The 21251-nt window shown below is 68.7% G+C and carries 15 protein-coding genes; 10 read left to right on the plus strand and 5 right to left on the minus strand.

From position 1 onward, the window contains the following. Positions 1–105 precede the first annotated feature (105 nt). From ACL9RL_RS05300 to ACL9RL_RS05330, 7 genes are all read left to right on the plus strand, one after another. The gene (locus ACL9RL_RS05300; RefSeq protein WP_422779164.1) at positions 106–711 is read left to right on the plus strand and encodes a DUF937 domain-containing protein; all 606 of its coding nucleotides are present in this window, start codon (positions 106–108) and stop codon (positions 709–711) included. A gap of 97 nt (positions 712–808) precedes the next feature. Then, positions 809–1255 carry an FAS1-like dehydratase domain-containing protein gene (locus tag ACL9RL_RS05305; protein ID WP_422779165.1) on the plus strand — a complete coding sequence of 149 codons (447 nt, stop codon included), beginning with the start codon at positions 809–811 and terminating at the stop codon, positions 1253–1255. Next, a complete protein-coding gene (locus ACL9RL_RS05310) occupies positions 1252–1674 on the plus strand; it encodes a MaoC family dehydratase (RefSeq protein ID WP_422779166.1) in 423 nt (140 codons plus the stop codon). Before ACL9RL_RS05305 ends, ACL9RL_RS05310 begins: the two co-directional genes overlap by 4 nt. Next, on the plus strand, positions 1671–2798 hold the full coding sequence (locus ACL9RL_RS05315; RefSeq protein ID WP_422779167.1) for a UDP-N-acetylmuramate dehydrogenase: 1128 nt from the start codon (positions 1671–1673) through the stop codon (positions 2796–2798). The genes ACL9RL_RS05310 and ACL9RL_RS05315 overlap by 4 nt, the downstream gene beginning before the upstream one ends. A 147-nt stretch (positions 2799–2945) precedes the next feature. Continuing rightward, on the plus strand, positions 2946–4049 hold the full coding sequence (locus ACL9RL_RS05320) for a hypothetical protein (protein WP_422779168.1): 1104 nt from the start codon (positions 2946–2948) through the stop codon (positions 4047–4049). 252 nt (positions 4050–4301) lie between these two features. Next, positions 4302–6464: a fibronectin type III domain-containing protein gene (locus tag ACL9RL_RS05325; protein WP_422779169.1), complete on the plus strand. Its 2163-nt coding sequence runs from the start codon at positions 4302–4304 to the stop codon at positions 6462–6464. Positions 6465–6541: 77 nt separating this feature from the next. Then, a complete protein-coding gene (locus ACL9RL_RS05330; RefSeq protein ID WP_422779170.1) occupies positions 6542–10753 on the plus strand; it encodes a metallophosphoesterase in 4212 nt (1403 codons plus the stop codon). Between the two features lie 178 nt (positions 10754–10931). On the opposite strand, the gene ACL9RL_RS05335 is transcribed toward ACL9RL_RS05330, so the two are convergent. The 3 genes from ACL9RL_RS05335 to aceA form a co-directional block, all read right to left on the minus strand. Further along, on the minus strand, positions 10932–12131 hold the full coding sequence (locus tag ACL9RL_RS05335; protein ID WP_422779171.1) for a pyridoxal phosphate-dependent aminotransferase: 1200 nt from the start codon (positions 12129–12131) through the stop codon (positions 10932–10934). 413 nt (positions 12132–12544) lie between these two features. Next, positions 12545–14200 carry a malate synthase A gene (gene aceB, locus ACL9RL_RS05340; RefSeq protein ID WP_422779172.1) on the minus strand — a complete coding sequence of 552 codons (1656 nt, stop codon included), beginning with the start codon at positions 14198–14200 and terminating at the stop codon, positions 12545–12547. A 152-nt stretch (positions 14201–14352) separates the two neighbouring features. Next, on the minus strand, positions 14353–15729 hold the full coding sequence (gene aceA / locus ACL9RL_RS05345; protein ID WP_422779219.1) for an isocitrate lyase: 1377 nt from the start codon (positions 15727–15729) through the stop codon (positions 14353–14355). 239 nt (positions 15730–15968) lie between these two features. Between aceA and ACL9RL_RS05350 the strand changes: the two genes are divergently transcribed. Next, the gene (locus tag ACL9RL_RS05350) at positions 15969–17507 is read left to right on the plus strand and encodes a helix-turn-helix domain-containing protein (protein ID WP_422779173.1); all 1539 of its coding nucleotides are present in this window, start codon (positions 15969–15971) and stop codon (positions 17505–17507) included. 56 nt (positions 17508–17563) lie between these two features. Here ACL9RL_RS05350 and ACL9RL_RS05355 read toward each other — a convergent pair whose 3' ends face one another. Further along, complete coding sequence (locus ACL9RL_RS05355; RefSeq protein ID WP_422779174.1) at positions 17564–19051, minus strand: MFS transporter; 1488 nt, start codon at positions 19049–19051, stop codon at positions 17564–17566. A 211-nt stretch (positions 19052–19262) separates the two neighbouring features. Then, positions 19263–19826, minus strand: coding sequence for a TetR/AcrR family transcriptional regulator (locus tag ACL9RL_RS05360; protein ID WP_422779175.1), 564 nt, complete (start codon positions 19824–19826; stop codon positions 19263–19265). Positions 19827–20006: 180 nt separating this feature from the next. Here ACL9RL_RS05360 and ACL9RL_RS05365 point away from each other — a divergent pair, with 180 nt between their 5' ends. Further along, on the plus strand, positions 20007–20234 hold the full coding sequence (locus ACL9RL_RS05365; RefSeq protein WP_422779176.1) for a hypothetical protein: 228 nt from the start codon (positions 20007–20009) through the stop codon (positions 20232–20234). Positions 20235–20346: 112 nt separating this feature from the next. After that, positions 20347–21183, plus strand: a complete 837-nt coding sequence (locus tag ACL9RL_RS05370; protein WP_422779177.1) for a siderophore-interacting protein — start codon at positions 20347–20349, stop codon at positions 21181–21183. Positions 21184–21251 lie beyond the last annotated feature (68 nt).

A 21251-nucleotide genomic window follows, 5' to 3' on the forward strand; every position in this document is an offset into this window, starting at 1 on the left:
GCCGATGCCGTGGGCTGCGTCGATCCCCTTCCGCTCGCGCACGCGCGCCGTTACGCTGGCGGCGACCGGCGATGCCACGGTGGCGACGCTCGAAACGAGGATGTTGTGAGCAGTCTGGAAGAACTCATCTCGCAGTTGCCGATCGGCGACATCGCGAACAAGCTCGGTGTCGACTCCGGCACCGCGGAAGCCGCGGTCAAGCAGGCGCTCCCCGCGCTGCTCGGCGGGCTGGAGGCCAACGCGAAGGACGGCGGCGCCGATTCGATCGCGAAGGCCGTCGAGCAGCACGGGACGTCGCTCGTCGACGGCGGGGTGTCGCTCGACGACGTCGACACGGCTGACGGCGAGAAGATCGTAGATCACGTGTTCGGCGACAAGAAGCAGGACGTCGTCGCGGCGCTCGGGAACACGCAGCCGGCAGCGGCGGCGAGCCCGATCAGCGGTGACCTCATCGGCAAGCTCCTGCCGATGCTCGCGCCGGTGGTCATGAGCTTCCTCGCGAAGCAGTTCCAGGGCAAGTCCGCTGCGTCGGACGCCACGGCGGCCGAGCCGGCCTCCTCCGGTGGTGGCGGCATCGGCGACGTCCTGGGCGGTCTCCTCGGCGGCCTGACGGGCGGCGGCGCGTCCGCGTCCGGCGGTTCCTCCTCCGGCGGCCTCGGCGACATCCTCGGCTCCCTCGGCGGCCTCTTCGGCTCCGGCACGAAAAAATAACCCCGACCGAATCCCGCGAGGGGTCGCGAATGGCTAGTTGCGGACTCGTCCGACTAGCCATATGCGACCCCTCGCGGGCTGCGAGTAGGGTTGTGGGGTGTCTGTGAATCCTGAATTGCAGGGGCGGGTCCTCCCGAGCGCCCCGCCGTACCTGGTCGGACGCGAGAAGGTGCGGGAGTTCTCCCGGGCCGTCTTCGCGACCAACCCCATCAACCTCGATCCGGAAGCCGCCCGCGCCGCCGGATACGCCGATGTCGTCGCCCCGCCGACCTTCCCGGTCGTCGTGCAGGAGCAGACGCTCGCGCAGCTCCTGGCCGAACCGGACGCCGGCATCGACTTCAGCCGTGTGGTCCACGGCGACCAGCGGTTCATCCACACCCGCCCGATCGTCGCCGGCGACGAACTGACGGCAACCCTCACGGTCACGAGCATCAAGTCGCTCGGCGGCCACTCGATGGTGACGTGCGAATCGAACATGACCGATGCAACCGGCCAGCACGTGGTGACCGCCATCTCCACCCTGGTCGTCAGGGGAGACGAATGAGCATCGACCTGGCAACCATCACAGCCGGCGACGTCGTCGCAGAGCGCACCGTCGAACTGAGCCGCGACTCGCTCGTGCGCTACGCCGGCGCATCGGGGGACTTCAACCCCATCCACTACCGCGACGACGTCGCGACCTCGGTCGGCCTGCCTGGCGTCCTCGCCCACGGCATGCTCACGATGGGCCTCGCCGTGCAGCCCGTCGTCGATTGGATCGGCGACCCGGCGAAGGTCCTCGACTATCAGGTGCGCTTCACCCGTCCGGTCCTCGTCGATGCGCAGAGCGGCGCGACGCTGCACATCAGTGCGAAGGCCGGCAAGGTCGACGCCGATGCCGGCACGGCACGCATCGACCTCACCGTCACCTTCGCGGACCAGACGGTCCTCGGCAAAGCGCAGGTCGTGGTCTCGCTCCGATGACCGCTGTCCGGCTCAGCGACTACACGACCCTCCAGGTCGGTGGCCTCGCAACCCATTTCGTGGAGTGCACGACGGAGGCCGACCTGGCCGATGTCGCACGCCGGGTGTGGGCTGATGGCGGTGACTGGCTGCTCATCGGCGGCGGGTCGAACCTGCTGATCGGCGACGAGGACATCGAGGCGACGGTCATCAGGGTCGCCACCCGCGGCATCGAGCAGGTGCCTGCTCCGGCGGGCAAGGTCCGGCTGCGCGTGCAGGCGGGGGAGTCCTGGGACGGGCTCGTCGCGCACGCCGTCGAGCAGGGGTGGAGCGGGATCGAGGCGCTGTCCGGCATCCCGGGATCCGTCGGCGCCGCCCCCGTGCAGAACATCGGGGCGTACGGGCAGGAGCTCGACTCGGTGCTCGTCTCGGTCGATCTGCTCGACGAGGTCGACGGCGAGGTGCACACGGTTCCGGCCGACCAGCTGGAGCTCGGCTACCGGACATCCGTCCTCAAACGGCACGGCGGCGGTGTCCCGGAGCGGGAGGCGATCGTCCTCGCGGTCACGATCGAGCTGGACGACGTCGGGATCGGCGGCGACGGCGCGCCGGTCGCCTACGAGCAGCTCGCGTTCGCGCTCGGGGTCGAGCTGGGCGATGCCGTGTCGATCGGTCAGGTGCGATCCACCGTTCTCGCCCTGCGCGCATCCAAGGGCATGGTCCTCGACCCGAACGACCGCGACACCGCGAGCGCCGGCTCCTTCTTCACCAACCCGATCGTGACGGAGCACGTCGCCAGGTCGCTGCCGGCCGGTGCGCCGTGGTGGCCGATCGAGCCGGAGGCGGAGACCGAGTACGTCTTCGAACTCGGTGCACCGGTGGACCCGCCCGCCGCGCCGCACGAGCCACGGCTCGCGAAGCTGTCGGCTGCCTGGCTCATCGAACGCTCCGGGATCCGCCGCGGGTACGCCATCCCCGGCTCGCGGGCCGCCGTGTCGTCCAAACACACGCTCGCCCTCACGAACCGCGGCAATGCGACGGCCGATGAGGTCGCCCAGCTCGCCCGATTTGTGCAGGCGCGCGTCCTGGCGGAGTTCGGTGTGCTGTTGCAACCTGAGCCGGTGACGGTCGGCGTCGCGATCTGATCCGGCACCGCCCGGCGTGTGTGCGCCCGGCGGAGGGTGGCACACAACAGCCGGTGTTCAAGGCCCTTGATCGGGTCTCCCGGCTGGGTAGAGTTTGAGGACGCACGACGCGCAGGTCGCTCACGTGCGGTGCGAGAAGAGGTAGCGATGTCGTTCCAACCGCCAGAACCGCCGCCCGGATCCGGCCCGGTCCCGACCTCGGGAGAGCCGCACGCGGTGCCGCCTGTCCCACCACGCCCGCCGCAGCAGCCGTATCCGCAGGAGCAGCGACCGCATCAGCCGATCCCGCCGCAGTATTTCTCGCAGCCGCAGTACCCGGGGAATCAGCCGGAGTACCCGAGTGCGCCTGGGCAGTACCAGGGCGTGCAGCCGCCTCAGCAGGGGAACCCGCCGCAGTATCAGGGGAACCCGCCGCAGTATCAGGGCGCGCAGCCGCCGTACGGCCCTGGGCCAGCCGGCCCGGGCGCTCCGGTCGGACCAGGCGGCCCAGGCGGCCCCTACGGATACGGCCCCGGCCCCTACCCGCCCGCCCCGAAACGCGGCCTCCCCGCCTGGGTGTGGTGGGTCATCGGCGGCGGCGCCGTGGTGATCATCGCGATCCTCGTGGTGCTCGCGCTGCTGCTCGCGGCCGCCCTCGCGCCCCGCTCGAACGGCGCAGAGCCGGCGCCGGCCCCCACCCCTGTGCCGAGCCAGGGCGAGTCCGTCGCACCGCCGCCCTCTGAGGACTCCGCCGGCGGTGTGCTGCCGCTCGACGCCTACTACCAGGTCGACGGCGCGCCCGCCGTGTCTGTCGCGCTGCCGGAAGGCTGGACGCAGGTCACCTTCGACGAGGAGGGCGTCAACGCGTGGAGCAACGACGCGATCGGCTGCAACTACTCGGTGGAGTCCATCGACTTCGATGCGAGCAACACCGCCGGCGGTGGGACGGGCGACCTCCCGTCGACCCGTGCGGTTGCGCTGGACGACATCGATCGCTTCGGCGAGCAGCTCTCGAACACGGCGATCGTGGGCGACAACGGGCGTGCGACGGTCCCGACGGACGGTGGCGACGGCCTGGAACTGCTCGTGACGACGATGGCGTACACGAGCGCGACCACGGACGGTCCCGCCGGTCTGTACAGCGGCCTGCGCGTCGCGGCGCAGAGCGACGTGCTGATCAACCTGTTGTTGACGTGCGATGCGGCGACGCTGCAGAGCGCGGACAATCCGTGGGTCGATCTGGTGTCCCGCACGGTCGTCGGGCGTCCCTGATACCCGCGGAGTCTTAGCGCATCGGGACGTGCCGGCGCGAGCCGGTTCGTCCCTCTCAGGTGAAGTTCAGCTGACCGATTGCGACAAATCGGGGGGTGTTTCGGAACGCCGGGAGAACGTTGGGGGAACGTCGATATCCAACACCCATTGGACATTGAGGGTTCGTTAGCGTGAGCGACGCTGCCTCCCCGTGGCAGCGACCCGAACACCACCGGCTGGTCACGCCGGTCCTCCCCGAAGGACACTCTCCCGATGCAGAGCGATCTCTCGGCGCGCATACGCGCGCGCCTGAACCCCCGAACAGCACTTGTGGCAGGCGGTCTCGCGACCGTCGTCGCCATCGCGACCGTTGGAGGTGGGATCGCGTACGCCGCCGGTGGACTCAACCCGCCCCCGGTGAACCCCGCGACGGTGCACGTCGCATCGGCGATCCCTGACCGCGTCATCATGACGCCGACCGAGACGCCGTTCCAGAGCCAGAACGTCTCCTGGCGCACCTCCACCGATGTCACAACGGCGCAGCTGCAGCTCGGCGCGTCGACGAAGGGGCCGCCGAAGGTCTCCTCGACGATCCAGGCGTCGACGACGACCGGATTCGCAACCGACCTCGGGTACTCGATCAAGTACCACACGGCCACGATGACGGGCCTCGCACCCTCCACCGCGTACCTGTACCGCGTCGGTGACGGCACGACGTGGAGCGAGTGGTTCGAGTTCGAGACGGCGTCCGCGACCGCGGAACCGTTCTCCTTCCTCGTCCAGGGCGACGCGCAGAACGACGTCAAGTCGTACGCGTCCCGCTCCTTCCGTGCGGCCTCCGAGGCGCGTCCGTACGCCAAGGCCGTCGTCCACCGCGGCGACCTCATCGACACCGATGTCGCCGACGCCGAGTGGGGCGAATGGTTCGGAGCCGCCGGCTTCGCGAACTCGTCGATGAACGTCCTCGCGACGCCGGGCAACCACGAGTACTACCCGGGCCCCGAGCTCACCCGCTACTGGGGAGCGCAGTTCGAGTACCCGCGGAACGGTCCGGCCACGACGCCTGCGATCAAGCAGGTCTACGACGAGAACGTCTACTTCACCGACATCCAGGGCGTCCGGTTCATCTCGCTCAACGCGTCCGTGATCAACGGCGCCGAGATGGAGTCGCAGACCGCGTGGCTCGACGGCGTGCTCGCGTCGAACCCGGGCAAGTGGAGCGTCGTCTCGTTCCACCAGCCGATCTTCTCGGTGACCTCGGGCCGTGACAACGCGACGATCCGCAACGCCTGGCTGCCGATCTTCGAGAAGCACAACGTCGACCTGGTCCTGCAGGGCCACGACCACGCCTACGGCCGAGGCAACCTGTTCGCGAACGAGCAGAACCTCCCAGCCGGAGCCGACCCCGCCACGAGCCAGACCGGTCCCGTCTACATGGTCACGATCGCCGGTCCGAAGATGTACGTGCCGGACCCGGTCGAGTCCAACAACTGGATCAAGAACGGCGCGAACCTGCGCAGCATGAACCGCGACACGCAGATGTACCAGACCGTCGACGTCACGGCGAACCAGATCCATGTGGAGAGCCACAAGGTCACGGGCGAACTGTACGACGCATTCACGATCACGAAGTCCGACGACGGTGTGAAGCTCGTCACGGATGAGACCGTCGCGTGGGCGTCCGGCCCGGGTTCCGCCCGTGCCGATGTGAAGGCGCCCGTCCGGCCGACCCCTGCGCAGCCGGGACCCGGCTCAACGCCTGAGCCGACGCCGACTCCGACTCCGACGCCCAAGCCGACCGAGACGCCGACGCCGAAGCCGACGGAGACGCCGACGCCGAAGCCGACGGAGACGCCGACGCCCAAGCCGACGGTTGAGCCCACGGTCCAGCCGACGGTTGAGCCCACGGTCCAGCCGACGGTTGAGCCCACGGTCGCGCCGACGAACCAGCCCACCGGCACACCGAAGCCCACCACCCCGCCGACCGACAAACCGGACCCCAAGCCGGCCGCGAAGCCGACGCCGATCGAACTCTCGGCGACGGGCATCGCCGCCGGTGGCAAGCTCGCGATGCGCGGCGGCGGATTCTGGCCGAACGAGGACCTCGAGATCACGCTCCACTCCGACCCGATCACGCTCGGCAACCTGCCGGCTGACGCGGCGGGCGGGTATTACTACGAGGCCCACATCCCGGCCGGAGTCGCCCCGGGCGCACACACCATCACGGTGCGCGGCCTCGAATCCGGTGCAACGATCGACGCCCCGATCACGATCCTCGCGGTCGGTTCGCCGACGACCGGTGCGCGCGACCTCGCCAGCACGGGCGTCGACGGTGTCGGCATCGCGATCGCGGCCGCCGGAGGAGCCCTGCTCCTCGGCACCGCAGCATTCCTGTTCGTCTCCTTCCGCCGCCGCACCACAGGAGGCGAGGCATGATCCGGAATCCGTTCGGCATCCGTTCGTCCGCCCACGCGGACACCACCCCATTCCACCCGAGGAAAGAGCCTCATCCCATGACTCCGTCACCACGCCGCGGCACCCGCCGCAGGCTGTCCAGCGCGCTCGCGGTCACGACCGTCGCCGCAGCGCTGCTCGGTTCGCTGGGGCTGACCGCCCCGGCGTCCGCGGCGCAAGCGGCCACGGCACAGCTCGCCGCAGCGGCGGTGCCCGCCATCGTGCAACACGGCCCGTCCCGCATCCCGGACCGTCTGGTCCTGACCCCGTCCGGCGACCTCGCGACCTCGCAGTCGGTCACCTGGCGCACCTCCACCGGGGTGAACACGGCTCAGGCGCAGATCCGTGTGGCGACGGCCCAGCCGTACCGCACCGACCTCACGACCGTGCAGGCGAAGAAGAACGTCGACGTCCCCACCGACAAGGGCTACACCGAGTCGTTCCACACCGTCGCGTTCACCGGTCTGACGCCGGCGACGACGTACCAGTACCGGGTCGGCGACGGCACGAACTTCAGCGAGTGGCAGCACTTCACCACCGCGTCGGCCGCACCGGACGACTTCTCGTTCATCTACCTGGGCGACGTCCAGAACGGCATCAAGTCCGACGCGTCCCGGGTCATCCGGAACGCGTTCAGGGACCGCCCGGACGCGAGCATCGTGCTCCAGTCCGGCGACCTCATCGATGACGCCAACGACGACACCCAGTGGGGCGAGGTGTTCGACGCGTCCGGGTACACCTTCGGCACGCAGAACTTCCTGGCGGCAGCCGGCAACCACGAGTACGAGGGCGAGGCGCTGTCCCGTCAGTGGCAGGCGCAGTTCGCGTATCCGGACAACGGGCCGAAGGGCTCGGCATCCGTCGAGGCGCTGCTCAAGGGGACGGTGTACTACACCGACTACCAGGGTGTGCGGTTCATCTCGCTGAACAGCAACATCACCGAGGCGTCGGCGCTCGCCGTGCAGACGGCGTGGCTCAAGCAGACGCTTGAGCAGAACCCCAACAAGTGGACGGTCGTGTACTTCCACCACCCGGTGTTCTCGCTCGACGAGGGCCGGAACAACCGTGCGATCCGCGAGTCGTGGCTGCCGCTGTTCGAGGCGAACAACGTCGACCTCGTGCTGCAGGGCCACGACCACAACTACGGCCGCGGCAACTCCAACAACGCCGAGAAGGGCAACCCGGTCAGCTGGAACAAGGAGCTCAGCTACGACGGCCCCGTCTACGCGGTGTCCGTCGTCGGTTCGAAGATGTACGCGGGAGCCGGTCCGCGTCTGTGGAACGAGAACGATGCGCACCTCAAGAAGCTCGGCGGCGACATCGAGCTGTACCAGCTGATCGATGTGTCAGGCGACTCGCTGCGCTACGAATCACGCACGGCCGACGGCGTCTACTACGACGGTCTGACGATCGTGAAGAACGAGGCCGGCAAGGCCGTGACCGACGACACGATCCCGCAGGTGATCGAGCCGGGGACGTCCGTTCCGTGCCTCGGTTGTGTGCCGAACCCGGATCCGGGCGGACCCACCGACCCGGGGACGCCAGTGCAGAGCGTCGACTACCAGGTTGTCGGCGGGCTCTCCTCGCCGAAGCAGGACGCTGTCCGCCTCCCGGCAGGTTCCGCGTTCTCCCAGTCGAAGAACGCGCTCTACCTGGGGGACCAGAACGGCCGGACCATCTCGGAGGTCGACCCGGACACGGACACCGTTCGTCGCACGATGACGCTCCCGGAGAACATCCGCGACCTCGGCATTGATGATGCCGGGCAGCTGCTCTACGTCGGTCAGCAGAACCGTAACTGGGTGGTCGTGTCGATCGCCGATGCGACGTTCGGGCAGATCGTTCGTGGTCCGTTCCCGTTCATCGAGTCGAACCGGTCGATCGACGTCGACCCGGTGCGCGGCTATGTCTATGGCGCGGTGCCGTCTCGTGGTGTCGAGGTCCTCGACGCCGTGACCGGTGCATCGCTCGGTGTCATCGGCGGAACGGCGGACTCGTACTACGTGTCGGCCGACCCGGCCAACGGGCTCGTCTCCACGGTCTACTTCAGCGACGTGAAGGACGCGAAGAACATCGAGTCCTTCGATGTCGAGAACGGCTTCGCATCGCTGTGGTCCTCGACCAGCCGCGCCAACCCGCGCCAGCTCGACTCGGACAGCACCAACGGTCTGCTGTACGTCGGGTACACGGGAACCGCGGTCGGTGCCGGTGGATTCACGGTCCACGACGCCAAGACGGGCAAGCTCCTCGGCGACTTCGCCGACCCGAAGTACGGCAAGGACGGCTACGGCATCTCGGTCGACGAGCAGCAGCAGCGCGTCTTCGTCTCCAACCGCGACCACCGTCTCAACCCGCCTGGATCGGAGAAGGACCCCGTCGCCGTGACGGTGAGCAAGCGCGTCCTCGACGCCGGATACGAGTACGCCCAGGTGGCGGACATCACCTCCGCGAACACGTCGAACACACAGCTGCCGGCCGGCTCCGCGTTCTCCGAGGCGAAGGGCGTCCTGTACCTGGGCGACCAGAACGGCCGCACGATCTCGGAGATCGACCCGGACACGGACACGATCCGTCGCACGATGACGCTCCCGGAGAACATCCGCGACCTCGGCATCGACGACGCTGGGCAGCTGCTCTACGTCGGCCAGCAGAACCGCAACTGGGTGGTCGTGTCGATCGCTGATGCGACGTTCGGGCAGATCGTGCGCGGACCGTTCTCCTTCATCGAGTCGAACCGGTCGATCGATGTCGACCCGGTGCGCGGCTACGTCTACGGCGCTGTCCCGTCTCGTGGTGTCGAGGTCCTCGACGCCGTGACCGGCGCATCGCTCGGCGTCGTCGGTGGAACCTCCGGGGCGTACTACGTCTCGGCGGATCCGGCTGCCGGCATCGTCGCTGCGGCGTACTTCGAGGACGTCCCAGGGGTCATCAACCTGGCCGCGTTCGACGTGGACAAGGGCTTCACCCCGCTGTGGGAGACGCCGACGCGGCCGAACCCGCGTCAGCTCGACATCGACTCGACGCACGGGCTCGTGTACGTCGGCTACACCGGCACCCAGCCGGGCACCGGCGGATTCTCCGTGCACGACGTGAAGACGGGTGCGCAGCTCGCGGATCTGGCGGACCCGAAGTACGGCAAGGACGGGTACGGCATCTCGGTCGACGAGAAGCGCCAGCGCGTGTTCGTCTCCAACCGCGACTTCCGCCTGAACCCGCCAGGGTCGGAGCTGAAGCCGGTCGCGGTGACGGTCAGCCAGCGGGTCGGTGTCGAGAACCCGACGCACCCGACCGACCCGACGGATCCGACGGACCCCACGGATCCGACCGATCCGACGCACCCGACCGACCCGACGGATCCCACGGACCCGACGGATCCCACCGATCCGACTGACCCGACCGATCCGACGGCGCCGCCGACGGGCCTCACGTACACGCCCACCTCGCTGACGGCGATCCCGTCCAGTGAGGCGAACGCCGACCTCGACACGAAGCCGGTCGGTTCAGTGGTCGACTCGGTGACGGGTCACGTGTTCGTCGGCAACGAGCAGCGGCCGGCACGTGTGCTGGAGATCGATCCGGTCACGGACAAGCTCATCGCGACGCACGTCATCCCCGGCGGCACCGATGAGGGCGTCCGCGACGTCGCCATCGACTCGACCAAGGGCGAGCTGTACGTCGCCTACGGCAACTCGTGGAGCGTGGTGAAGATCGCCGACGGCACGATCGCCCGCGGCCCGTTCGCCTTCGCGGCGAACGTGCGCGGCATCGACGTCGACCTCGTCACGGGGCGGGTGTTCGGGGCGACCCGCGGTACCGGGTTCGAGGTCATGGATGCGGCGACGGGGGCGAAGGTCACCACGATCTCGACCGACGGCGCCAACTGGACGACCCACGGCATCGCGTTCGACGCCACGGCGAACCGGGTCTACACGACGAACGACAACACGGCAGGCACTGAGGGTGTTCGCGTCTATGACGGGACCACCTTCGAACTCCTCGCATCGCTCGCGGCGACCAAGCCGGACTACCGGTCCGTCGCGGTCGACCCGCTCGTCGGACGCCTGTACATCGGGCACTCGTCCGCCGCATTCGAGGCGAGCGGTGTGCTCATCCTGAAGGCCGCCGACCTGTCGCAGATCGCGAACCTGCCTGGCACCGCCTTCGGGAACAAGGTGTACGGCGTCGCGGTCGATCAGGTCAAGGGAGTCGTCTACGTCTCGGCGCGTGACCGGTTCCCGACCGGCCTCATCGCACTGCAGCGCAGCCGCTAGCCGCCCCGCACCCCGCATACCCCGGTCCCTGAGCTTGTCGAAGGGCCCGCCCCGCACCCCGCATACCCCGGTCCCTGAGCCTGTCGAAGGGCCCCACAACAACAGAACCCCACCAGCCTCTCGGCCGGTGGGGTTCTGTCGTTCTGTCGTTCTCCGGTTCGTCGTTCCTGACTCCGCGTCAGGCGAAGAGCCGCTGCAGGCGCTGCGCACCCTCGAGGAGCGAGTCGTCGCCGAGCGCGTAGCTGAAGCGCAGGTATCCGGACGGGCCGAACGCTTCACCGGGAACGGCTGCGACCTCCGCCTGGTCGAGCATGAGGTCGGCGAGTTCGAGCGTGGTCGTCGGTGTGACGCCGCCCCAGCTGCGGCCGAGCAGCGCCGTGACGTCCGGGTACACGTAGAACGCGCCCTGCGGCGTCGGCGTCTGGAAGCCGTCGATCTTGTTGAGTTCGCTCACGATGAGCTTGCGGCGGCGGTCGAACGCCTGACGCATCTGCTCCGCTTCGTCCTGCGGGCCGGTGAGTGCCGCGATCGCCGCACGCTGGGCGATGTTGTTGACGTTGCCGGACAGGTGCGACTGCAGGTTGCCGAGCGCCTTGATCGCGTCGGCGGGGCCGACGGTCCAGCCCACGCGCCAGCCCGTCATCGCGTACGTCTTGGCGACGCCGTTGACGAGCAGCGTCTGTCCGGCGAGCTCCGGGACGGCTTCGACGATGGAGATCGCCTTGACGCTGTCGTAGGTGAGGTTCTGGTAGATCTCGTCGGTGATGACCCAGATGCCGTGTTCGAGTGCCCATTCGCCGATGGCCTTCGTCTGCTCGGGGGAGTAGACGGAACCGGTCGGGTTGGACGGTGAGACGAAGAGGAGGACCTTGGTGCGTTCGGTGCGGGCTGCTTCGAGCTGCTCGACCGTGACCTGGTAGTTCTGGGACGCGTCGGCGAAGACGTCGACGGGGACACCGTCGGCGAGGGTGATCGCCTCCGGGTAGGTGGTCCAGAACGGGGTCGGGACGATGACCTCGTCGCCCGGGTTCAGGAGCACCTGGAACGCTTCGTAGACGGACTGCTTGCCGCCGTTGGTGACGATGACCTGGTTCGCGCCGACCTGGACGCCGGAGTCGCGGAGCGTCTTCTCGGCGATGGCCTCGCGCAGATCCGGCAGACCGGCGGCCGGCGTGTACCGGTGGCTCTTCGGGTCGCGGGCGGCTTCGATGGCAGCCTCGACGATGTGCTGCGGCGTGGGGAAGTCGGGTTCACCGGCTGCATAGCTGATGACGGGACGGCCCTGGGCCTGGAGGGCCTTTGCTTTCGCGTCGACCTTCAGGGTGGCGGACTCGGCGATGGCCGAGATCTTCTGGGAGAGGCGTGGGGTCTGGGTCACGGTTCGAGCGTACCGAACCCCGCATCCCCTGTGGAGAATGTGTCAGCCGGTTCCGAGGATCGCGCCGTCTCCGCGTCGTGTCGCGCCCCGTCCAGGTCCGCGGTCGCACCCCCTCAGGTCCGCGGTCGTGCTCCGTCAGGTCCGCGGTCGCGCCCATCGACTCGCCCTCCCCATCCATCCGCATCGCGCACAACTCCTTCAATCCTGCTGTCCGTCATCTGTCCCCATCGCGCATAACTCCTTCAATTCGGCGCGCTCCCGTCCCGGACCCCCGGAATTCCGGGGCGGCGATTTCACGGACGGACGGATCGAAGGAGTTATGCGCGATGGGCGCGTGATGGGCGCCGACGGATTGAAGGAGTTATGCGGGATGGGGATGGGGACGAGGACCGGGGGATCTGGACGGAGACCCGTCAGTCGAGGTAGCGGGCGTAGGCGGGGATGGTCAGGAACGTGGGGAACTCGTCCTCCAGCGCGACCTCGCGGAAGAGGTCTGCTGCATCGTCGAAGCGGTCGCCGTCGAACCGGGGGAGCGATGCGAGCAACTCGCCGAGCACTCCCTCCACCCGTTCCCGGGTGATCGGCCAGCCATCGTCCGTCGCGACGTCCTGGTGGATCCACTGCCACACCTGCGAACGGCTGATCTCGGCGGTCGCCGCGTCCTCCATGAGCCCGTCGATCGCCGCAGCACCGATGCCGCGCAGCCAGGAGTCCAGGTAGCGGACCGCGATCGACACGTTGTCGCGGAGCCCGGCATCGGTCACCGCCCGACCGATGTGCACGTCGAGCAGCTGCGCCGGCGTCACCCGCACGTCCTCCCGGAGCCGGTGGAGTTGGTTGGGGCGTTCGCCGAGCACCCGGTCGAACTCCGCCCTGGCCGTGTCGATGAGGTCCGGATGTGCGACCCAGGTGCCGTCGAATCCGTCGCCGGCCTCCCGCCGCTTGTCCGCCGAGACCTTCTCGATCGCCCGCGCCGTCGCCTCGGGGTCTCGCCGGTTGGGGATGAACGCCGACATGCCGCCGATCGCGTGCGCTCCCCGCTTGTGACAGGTCTGCACGAGCAGTTCCGTGTACGCCCGCATAAACGGCACGGTCATCGTCACCTCGCTGCGGTCCGGGAGGACGAAGCGCGCCCCACGACCCCGGTAGTTCTTGATGATCGAGAAGATGTAGTCCCAGCGGCCGGCGTTGAGGCCGGCGCAGTGGTCGCGGAGGACGTACAGGATCTCGTCCATCTCGAAGGCGGCAGGCAGGGTTTCGATGAGGACCGTCGCGCGGATCGTGCCGTGCGGGAGGCCCAGGTACTCCTCGCTGAAGGTGAACACGTCGTCCCACAGTTTCGCCTCCTCGCTCGATTCGAGCTTGGCGAGATAGAAGTAGGGACCACGGCCGGAGTCGATGAGGGCCTGCGCGTTGTGGAACAGGTACAGGCCGTAGTCGACGAGGCTGCCGGAGGACGCCATCGCCGCTCCCGTCCTGTCGATGAAGCGCAGGTGCTTCTCGACGAGGTGCCAGCCGCGCGGTCGCATCACGATCGTCGGGGTCTCGGACGCGGTGACGCGATACTCCTTGCCGGCGTCGTTGGTGAAGGTGAGGTCTCCGCGGATCGCATCACGGAGGGACAGTTGACCATCGATGACGTTCCGCCAAGTGGGGCTCGTGGCATCCTCCTGGTCGGCGAGCCATACCTTCGCACCGGAGTTGAGGGCGTTGATCGTCATCTTGGGGTCGGTGGGGCCGGTGATCTCGACGCGACGGTCCTCGAGACCGGGACCTGCTCCCGCGACGCGCCAGGCGGCATCGGATCGGATGTGCGCGGTGTCGTCGCGGAACTTCGGGTCGCGGCCGTTGCCGATCTCGAAGCGGCGACGCATGCGGTCGGCGAGGCGGTCGTGGCGGATGCCGGCGAAGCGCTGGTGCAGTTCGGTGAGGAACGTGAGCGCCGCGGGAGTGAGGATCTCGTCGTAGCGGCCCAGGATGGGGCCGGCGACCTCGATGGCCGGGCCGGCGGTTGTGGTCGGGATCGCCCCGGTGGTGGGGAGGGTGCGGGTGTCGAGCAGCGTGTTCATGATGATCTCCGATGCGGTTGTGGTCTGTGGTGTGGGCCCTTCGACAAGCTCAGGGACCGGTGGTGCGGGCCCTTCGACAGGCTCAGGGACCGGGGACGACTGGTCCCTGAGCTTGTCGAAGGGCAGATGACCGGACGACGCCGGCGGCAGGGCTAGTGGAACTGCTGGGCCTCGGTGGACCCGGCGAGGGCGAGGGTGGCGCTCGTCGGGTTGAGGGCGGTGGCGACCAGGTCGAAGTAGCCGGTGCCCACTTCTCGCTGGTGCTTGGTCGCGGTGTAGCCGCTGGTCTCCGATGCGAATTCCGCTTCCTGCAGATCGACGTAGGCGCTCATCGCACGGTCCTTGTAGTCCTTCGCGAGCGTGAACATCGAGTGGTTGAGGGCGTGGAATCCGGCGAGGGTGATGAACTGGAACGCGTAGCCCATCGCGGCGAGGTCGCGTTGGAAGGAGGCGATCTGCGCGTCGTCGAGGTGGGACCGCCAGTTGAACGACGGCGAGCAGTTGTAGGCGAGCTTCTTGCCGGGGAACCGGTCGTGGATCGCTTCGGCGAACCGGCGGGCGAGTTCGATGTCGGGCTCAGCGGATTCCACCCAGAGGAGGTCGGCGTACTCCGCGTAGGCGAGGCCGCGGGCGATGACCGGCTCGATGCCGTTCGTCACCTCGTGGAAGCCCTCCGGCGTGCGCTCGCCGTTCAAGAACGGGCGGTCGCGGTCGTCGATGTCGCTCGTGATGAGGGTTGCGGCGAGGGCATCGGTGCGGGCGATGATGATCGACGGGACTCCGGCGACGTCGGCTGCGAGCCGCGCCGCGTTGAGCGTGCGGATGTGCTGCCCGGTGGGGACGAGGACCTTGCCGCCCATGTGGCCGCACTTCTTCTCGCTCGCGAGTTGGTCCTCCCAGTGGACGCCGGCGGCGCCGGCCTGGATCATGCCAGACATCAGCTCGTACGCATTGAGTGGACCGCCGAAGCCGGCTTCCGCATCGGCGACGATCGGCGCGAGCCAGTCGATCCCCGCTGGTCCCTGCCCCGGTCCCTGAGCTTGTCGAAGGGCCTCCGCCATCCCTTGAGCCCGTCGCCCTTCGACCGCCTCAGCGCCCGACGACTCCGAGAAGCGCTCCGCGAACTCGATCTGCTCCGCCCGCAGCAGCGCATTGTTGATGCGGCGCACAACGGCCGGCACCGAGTTGGCCGGATAGAGGCTCTGGTCGGGGTAGGTCTGTCCGGAGAGGTTCGCGTCTGCGGCGACCTGCCAGCCGGAGAGGTAGATCGCCGTGAGCCCGGCGCGCACCTGCTGCACGGCCTGGTTGCCGGTCAGCGCGCCGAGTGCCGGGACCCACTCCTCGGTGTGGATGAGGTTCCAGAGGTTTTCGGCGCCGCGGCGGGCGAGGGTCGCGTCCTCCCGCACGCCGCCTCGCAGGCGGATGACGTCTGCTGCGGTGTAGTCGCGGCGGATGCCGTCCCAGCGGGGGTCCGTGTCCCACTCCGCCTGCAGCTCTGCGGCGGTCTGGGTCTGGTCGCCGGGGCGCATCGGCTGGCGGTGGAGGTTCGTCTGGTGCGGTGTGGCGTCGATGCTCACGGGGTGCTCCTGTCGTCTGGTGCGCGGTTCGTCGCAACGGTGTTGCGGCGTAAGATCGCGGAAGATCCGGTGTTCGGTGGTGCTGGTATCGATCGTGCGCCTGGTTCGACCCGCTGGAACTGGATCGGTCAGCAGAAGAATCACGAAAGTTCTGTTTGCCAGAAGATCGGCCCCGTGGCAGCATCGACCGCATGACCAGCACCGATGCTGTGACGCGAGCAACCCACCGGACGCCCCCGGCGGAGTCGGGCGCGCGGCCCGAGGCGCGGCCCGACCAGCACGCCGACGCGCCGCCCGACGAGCAGGCCGATGCGCTCGTCCTCGGCCGCCGCATCCGGGAAGCGCGCCTCCGCGCCGGCCTCACCCTCGACGAGCTGGGGCGCGCGATGGACCGGGCCCCCTCGCAGGTGTCCGCCATCGAGAACGGCCGCCGGGAACCAGGGCTGTCGATGCTGCGTACGATCGCCGCCGCCGTCGGCACCCGTGTCGAGGACCTCCTGAAGGACGAGCCGCCGACCGAGCGCGACGCGCTGGAGATCGCCGTCGAGCGCGCACAGCGGGGTCCCGTCTTTGCCTCCCTCGGCATCGAACCGGTCCGGGTGTCGAAGGGCACCTCCGACGAGACCCTCCGCACGATCCTCTCGCTGCACAACGAGGTGTCGCGGCTGCATCGTGAACGCGCGGCGACACCCGAGGAGGCTCGGCGTGCCAACGCGCAGCTGCGTGCAGAGATGCGCGCCCACGACAACTTCTTCCCAGAGCTCGAGGTCGTCGCCCGTGATCTCCTCGACGCCGTCGGGCACACCGGCGGACCGGTCTCGCAGCAGACGGTCGCGGACATGGCGCAGCACCTGGGCTTCTCGCTGCACTACGTCGGGGACCTCCCGCACTCCACCCGCTCGGTCCTCGACCACCGCAACGGGCGCATCTACCTGCCGACCGAGCAGTCGGCCTCGCGCGATTCCCGTTCGCCCATCCTGCAGGCGTTCGCGAGTCATCTGTGCGGGCACGAGGAGCCGAAGAGCTACGCGGACTTCCTCCGTCAGCGGGTCGAGACCAACTATCTGACGGCGGCGATCCTGCTTCCCGAGCGCGACACGGTGAAGACGCTCACGGAGGCGAAGAACCTGCGTCGGATCTCGATGGAGGATCTTCGCGATGCGTTCGCCGTGTCCTACGAGACGGCCGCGCATCGCTTCACGAACCTCGCGACCAAGCATCTCGGCCTCCCGGTGCACTTCATGAAGGTGCATGAGTCCGGCACGATCATCAAGGCGTACGAGAACGACGGTGTGACGTTCCCGTCCGATGCGCTCGGTGCGGTGGAGGGGTCCATCGTGTGTCGGAACTGGACGGCGAGGACGGTGTTCGACATCGAGGACCGCTTCAGTCCCTGGTATCAGTACACGGACATGGCGACGGGGTCGTTCTGGTGCACCTCCCGCATCGAGAAGGCGAAGGAGGGCGAGTACTCGGTCAGTGTCGGTGTGCCGTTCGCTCATGTGAAGTGGTTCCGCGGGCGTGAGACGGCGCATCGGTCGACGTCCGGCTGCCCGGACGAGTCCTGCTGCCGACGGGCCTCGTCCGAGCTGTCGGAGCGGTGGGCCGGGCGGTCGTGGCCGGCGGCCAGGACGCCGACGAGCCTGCTCGCCGCCCTGCCCACCGGCACGTTCCCCGGGGTCGATCAGGTCGAGGTGTACGAGTTCCTCGACGCGCACTCGCCGGGTTAGCGGCCTGACGGCGCCGCTCCCGCGATCCGTCCTGCCTGTCACACCTGTCCGACCTGTCACACCTGTTGCACCTGTCCCGTCTGAACCGTCGCGGTGGCGGGCGAGGTGTCGCCCGTGGAGGTGCGGAGCAGCGTCGCGGTCAGCGCGCCGAGGACCGTCAAACCGGCGGCTCCGAGGAAGACGAGCGAGAATCCGGCCGTCATCGCGACACCGGTCGATGCGCCGGCCGCTTCGAGTGCGCCCGTCCTCGCCGCGGCGATCGACGACAGCACCGCGATGCCGAGCGCACCGCCGATCTGCTGACTCGTGTTCACGAGACCGCCGGCCAGACCGGATTCCCCGCCGTCGACGCCATCGACGGAGACCTGGGTCGCCGTGACGAGCGCCCCGCCGATCCCGATGCCGATGAGCAGGCTCGGGCCGAGGATGTCGGCGACGAAGCCGGCGTCGGCCGGCGACATCGAGAGCCAGACGAGACCGCCGGCGAGCACGAGGAGGGATGCGATGAGGGTCGTCTTCGTGCCGATCCGGGCGACGATCGAGGGCACGACACCCGCGACCAGGACAAGCGCTCCGGCGAGTGGCAGCTGCGAGAGGCCCGCCGTGAGCGCGTCGTAGTGGAGCACCGCCTGCAGGTAGACCGACAGCGCGAAGAACAGCGCGACCATACCGGCTCCGACGAGGAGCACCACGACGTTGCCGATGCTGAGGTTGCGGTTGCGGAAGACGCCGAGCGGGACGAGCGGCTGCTCCGTCCGGCGCTGGATCACGATGAATGCTGCGCCGAGGACCACGGCTGCGACGAACAGTCCGAGCGTCAGCGGGTGGAGGAATCCGAGTCGTTCCGCGCTGCTGAGCGCACCGACGAAGCTCACGAGCGAGCCAGTGACGGTCGCAGCTCCCGCGTAGTCGAGGCGGGTTCGGGCGGCCGGCAGGTCGCGGGTGACGAGCATCGGGATGGCGATGAGCACCACGGCGCCGACGGGCACATTGACGAAGAAGACGGCCTCCCAGCCGAGGGTCGCCGTCAGGATGCCGCCGAGCAGGACTCCTGCGGCCGAGCCGATGCCTGCGACGGCTCCCCAGATCCCGAGCGCTTTCACCCGGTCCTTCGCAAGCGGGAAGAGGTGGGTGACGAGGGCGAGTGCGGCAGGGGCGAGGAGCGCCGCGGATGCTCCCTGCAGGGCGCGGGCGCCGAGCAGCATCCCGCTCGTGACCGAGAGGCCGGCCATCGCCGATGCGGCGACGAATCCGGCCGTGCCGATGAGGAACAGCCGCCGGTGTCCGTAGCGGTCCGCGAGGCGGCCGCCGAGGAGGAGGAGCCCGCCGAAGGGGAGGACGTACGCGGTGATGACCCACGCGAGCGTCGTGGTGTCCATGTCGAGGTGCTCGCCGATCACCGGGAGCGCGATGTTCACGATCGACGCGTCGAGGACGACGAGGAACTGGGCGAGGGCGAGGACGGCGAGGGCCGCCCATCGCCTGGTGCTGCGGGGTGTGGGCGGGGTGGGTGTGGTCGATGTGGTGGGTGTGGTGGTGTTCATGGTGTCGAGTCCTTTCTGGGTGGGTGGGATGTGCGGGTGCGGGATGCGGGGGTGGGCCCTTCGACAAGCTCAGGGACCGGTGTTGGGGCCCTTCGACGAGCTCAGGGACCGGCGTGGGGGCGCGGCATGAGTGACTGGTCACTCACTCCGTGAGGCGTGGAGGCGTGCACCTCACGGAGTGGATTGTGGGGAGAAGGAGCGGCGGGGTCGACTACTCGGGGTGACGGATGCCGAGCGCGAGGATCCGCGCCCACTCCTCCGGGACGTCGTCGGTGCGGACCGTCACGATGAGGTGGCAGAGCTGGCCGTAGGCGATGAAGCGCTGCACGGCTTCATCGCTGCCGCCGGAGCGGGACTTGGTGAACGTCGTGATGCGGCCGAGTCCGCGGCGCAGCGCGTCGCCGACCTCCGGGATGTCCGCGACGGACTGGGCGTGGACCTGGAGGATGAGGAGCGAGCGGTCCCGGATGAGGTCCGCGTAGGCGTCGCCCATCGCATACAGGATGGCGTCCGGCGTCTGGTCCTCCGCCGCGTCGGCGCCGTCGGCGAGGGCCTGCTCGATGCGCGCGAAGCATTCTTCGAGAGCCGCGACGAAGAGTCGCTCCTTGCCCGGGAAGAGTTTGAACACGTAGGCGGGGGAGATGCTCGATGCCCGCGCGACGTCCGCGACGGTCGTCCCGTGGTAGCCGCCGCGGGCGAATTCCTCGATCGCGCTCGCGGTGACGAGTGGGACGCGCACCTCGGCGGTGGAGAGGATGGAGTTCGATCGGACCATGTGAGTGACTATACAGTCACTCTTTCCGAAGCGCCAGCATCGTCTCGAGAATCCAGTGCTTGCCAGGCCGCGCGGGTCTTGTCAATCGCTGGCGGCCGATCGGGGCGCGACGTAGCGTGCATGAGGTGGCTGCTCGACGGAACGTCTGCGAGCGACGCCAGAACGAGAGGGGATCGACCGATGTCGAAAACGTTCCGCTGGATACTCATCATCGCGGTCGGGGTCACCGCGTACGTGCTCGGGGCCAAGGCTGGTCGGGCGCGGTATCGGGAGCTCCGGGGGATCGCTCAATCCGTCTGGAACGACCCGCAGGTCAAGAAGATCCGCAAGCGCGCCGTCAAGGAAGGTCAGAAGGTCGCGAAGCAAGCCGCGAAGCAGGCTGACGCGGCCCTCAAGCACCGCGGCTGAACTCGGGCGTCCGGCCCGCTATTCCGGTGTCACCGACCGGCGGATCGACGCGCTGCGGCGACTGCGGGAAACGGGTGTGCACGAGCGGGTTAGGTGAGCCTATGCTCAAACCATGACCGAACAGCAATTGCCTCAGGAGATCGTCGTCACGCGGGTGGTCGACGTCACGCCCCGGCTGCGGCGCGTGACCTTCGGCGGCCCCGGCGCCGCCGTGTACCTCGCCGAACCGCACCGCGAGCCCAACGTCAAACTGTTCTTCCCCGAGGCGGGCGGCGCGCCGCTCGAACTCCCGAAACGCGTGTACGGCAGCTATGTCTGGCGCGCTGGCGCCCGTGAGCGCGTCCGCAGCTTCACGATCCGCAGCATCGACGACGCGGCCGGTGAATTCGACGTCGAGTTCGTGCTCCACGGCGGCGGCGTGGCCGGCTCCTGGGCCGGCGGAGCCTCCATCGGCGACGCGATCGGTGTCCTCGGCGGCGGAGGCAACCTCATCGGCGATGCGAGCTGGAAGCTGCTCGTCGGGGACGAGACCGCCCTCCCTGCAATCGCGGCGATGATCGAGGGATTCGACCCAGAGCAGCGCGGCATCGCGATCATCGAGGTCGCCGACGCTGCAGAGGAGCAGGCGCTCCAGGCGCCTGAGGGCTTCGAGGTCCGCTGGTTGCACCGCGACGGCGAAGCCCCGGGTTCGACCACCCTCCTGACGGACGCCGTCGAACTTCTGGACTTCCCGACCGCCTCCGAGACCGTGCGCGTGTGGGTCGGCGCCGAGTCCGAGACGGTCCGTGCGATCCGTGTGCACCTGCGCCTCGGCATCGGTTTCGACCGGCGCGAGCAGCTCATCATCGGCTACTGGAGTCGTGGGATCGACGAGCCGACGTACGCCGCCGATGCCCACAACGACCGTGCGCGCGACGAACTCGACGAGGAACTCTCGCACGAGATCTGAGTCCCAGAACTTCCTCCTGGGCTGGGAAATCCGTACCGCGTTCCTGGCAAGTGCGAGTGGTTCGTCGG

The sequence above is a fragment of the Plantibacter sp. Mn2098 genome, assembly GCF_049319745.1.
GTDB lineage: Bacteria > Actinomycetota > Actinomycetes > Actinomycetales > Microbacteriaceae > Plantibacter.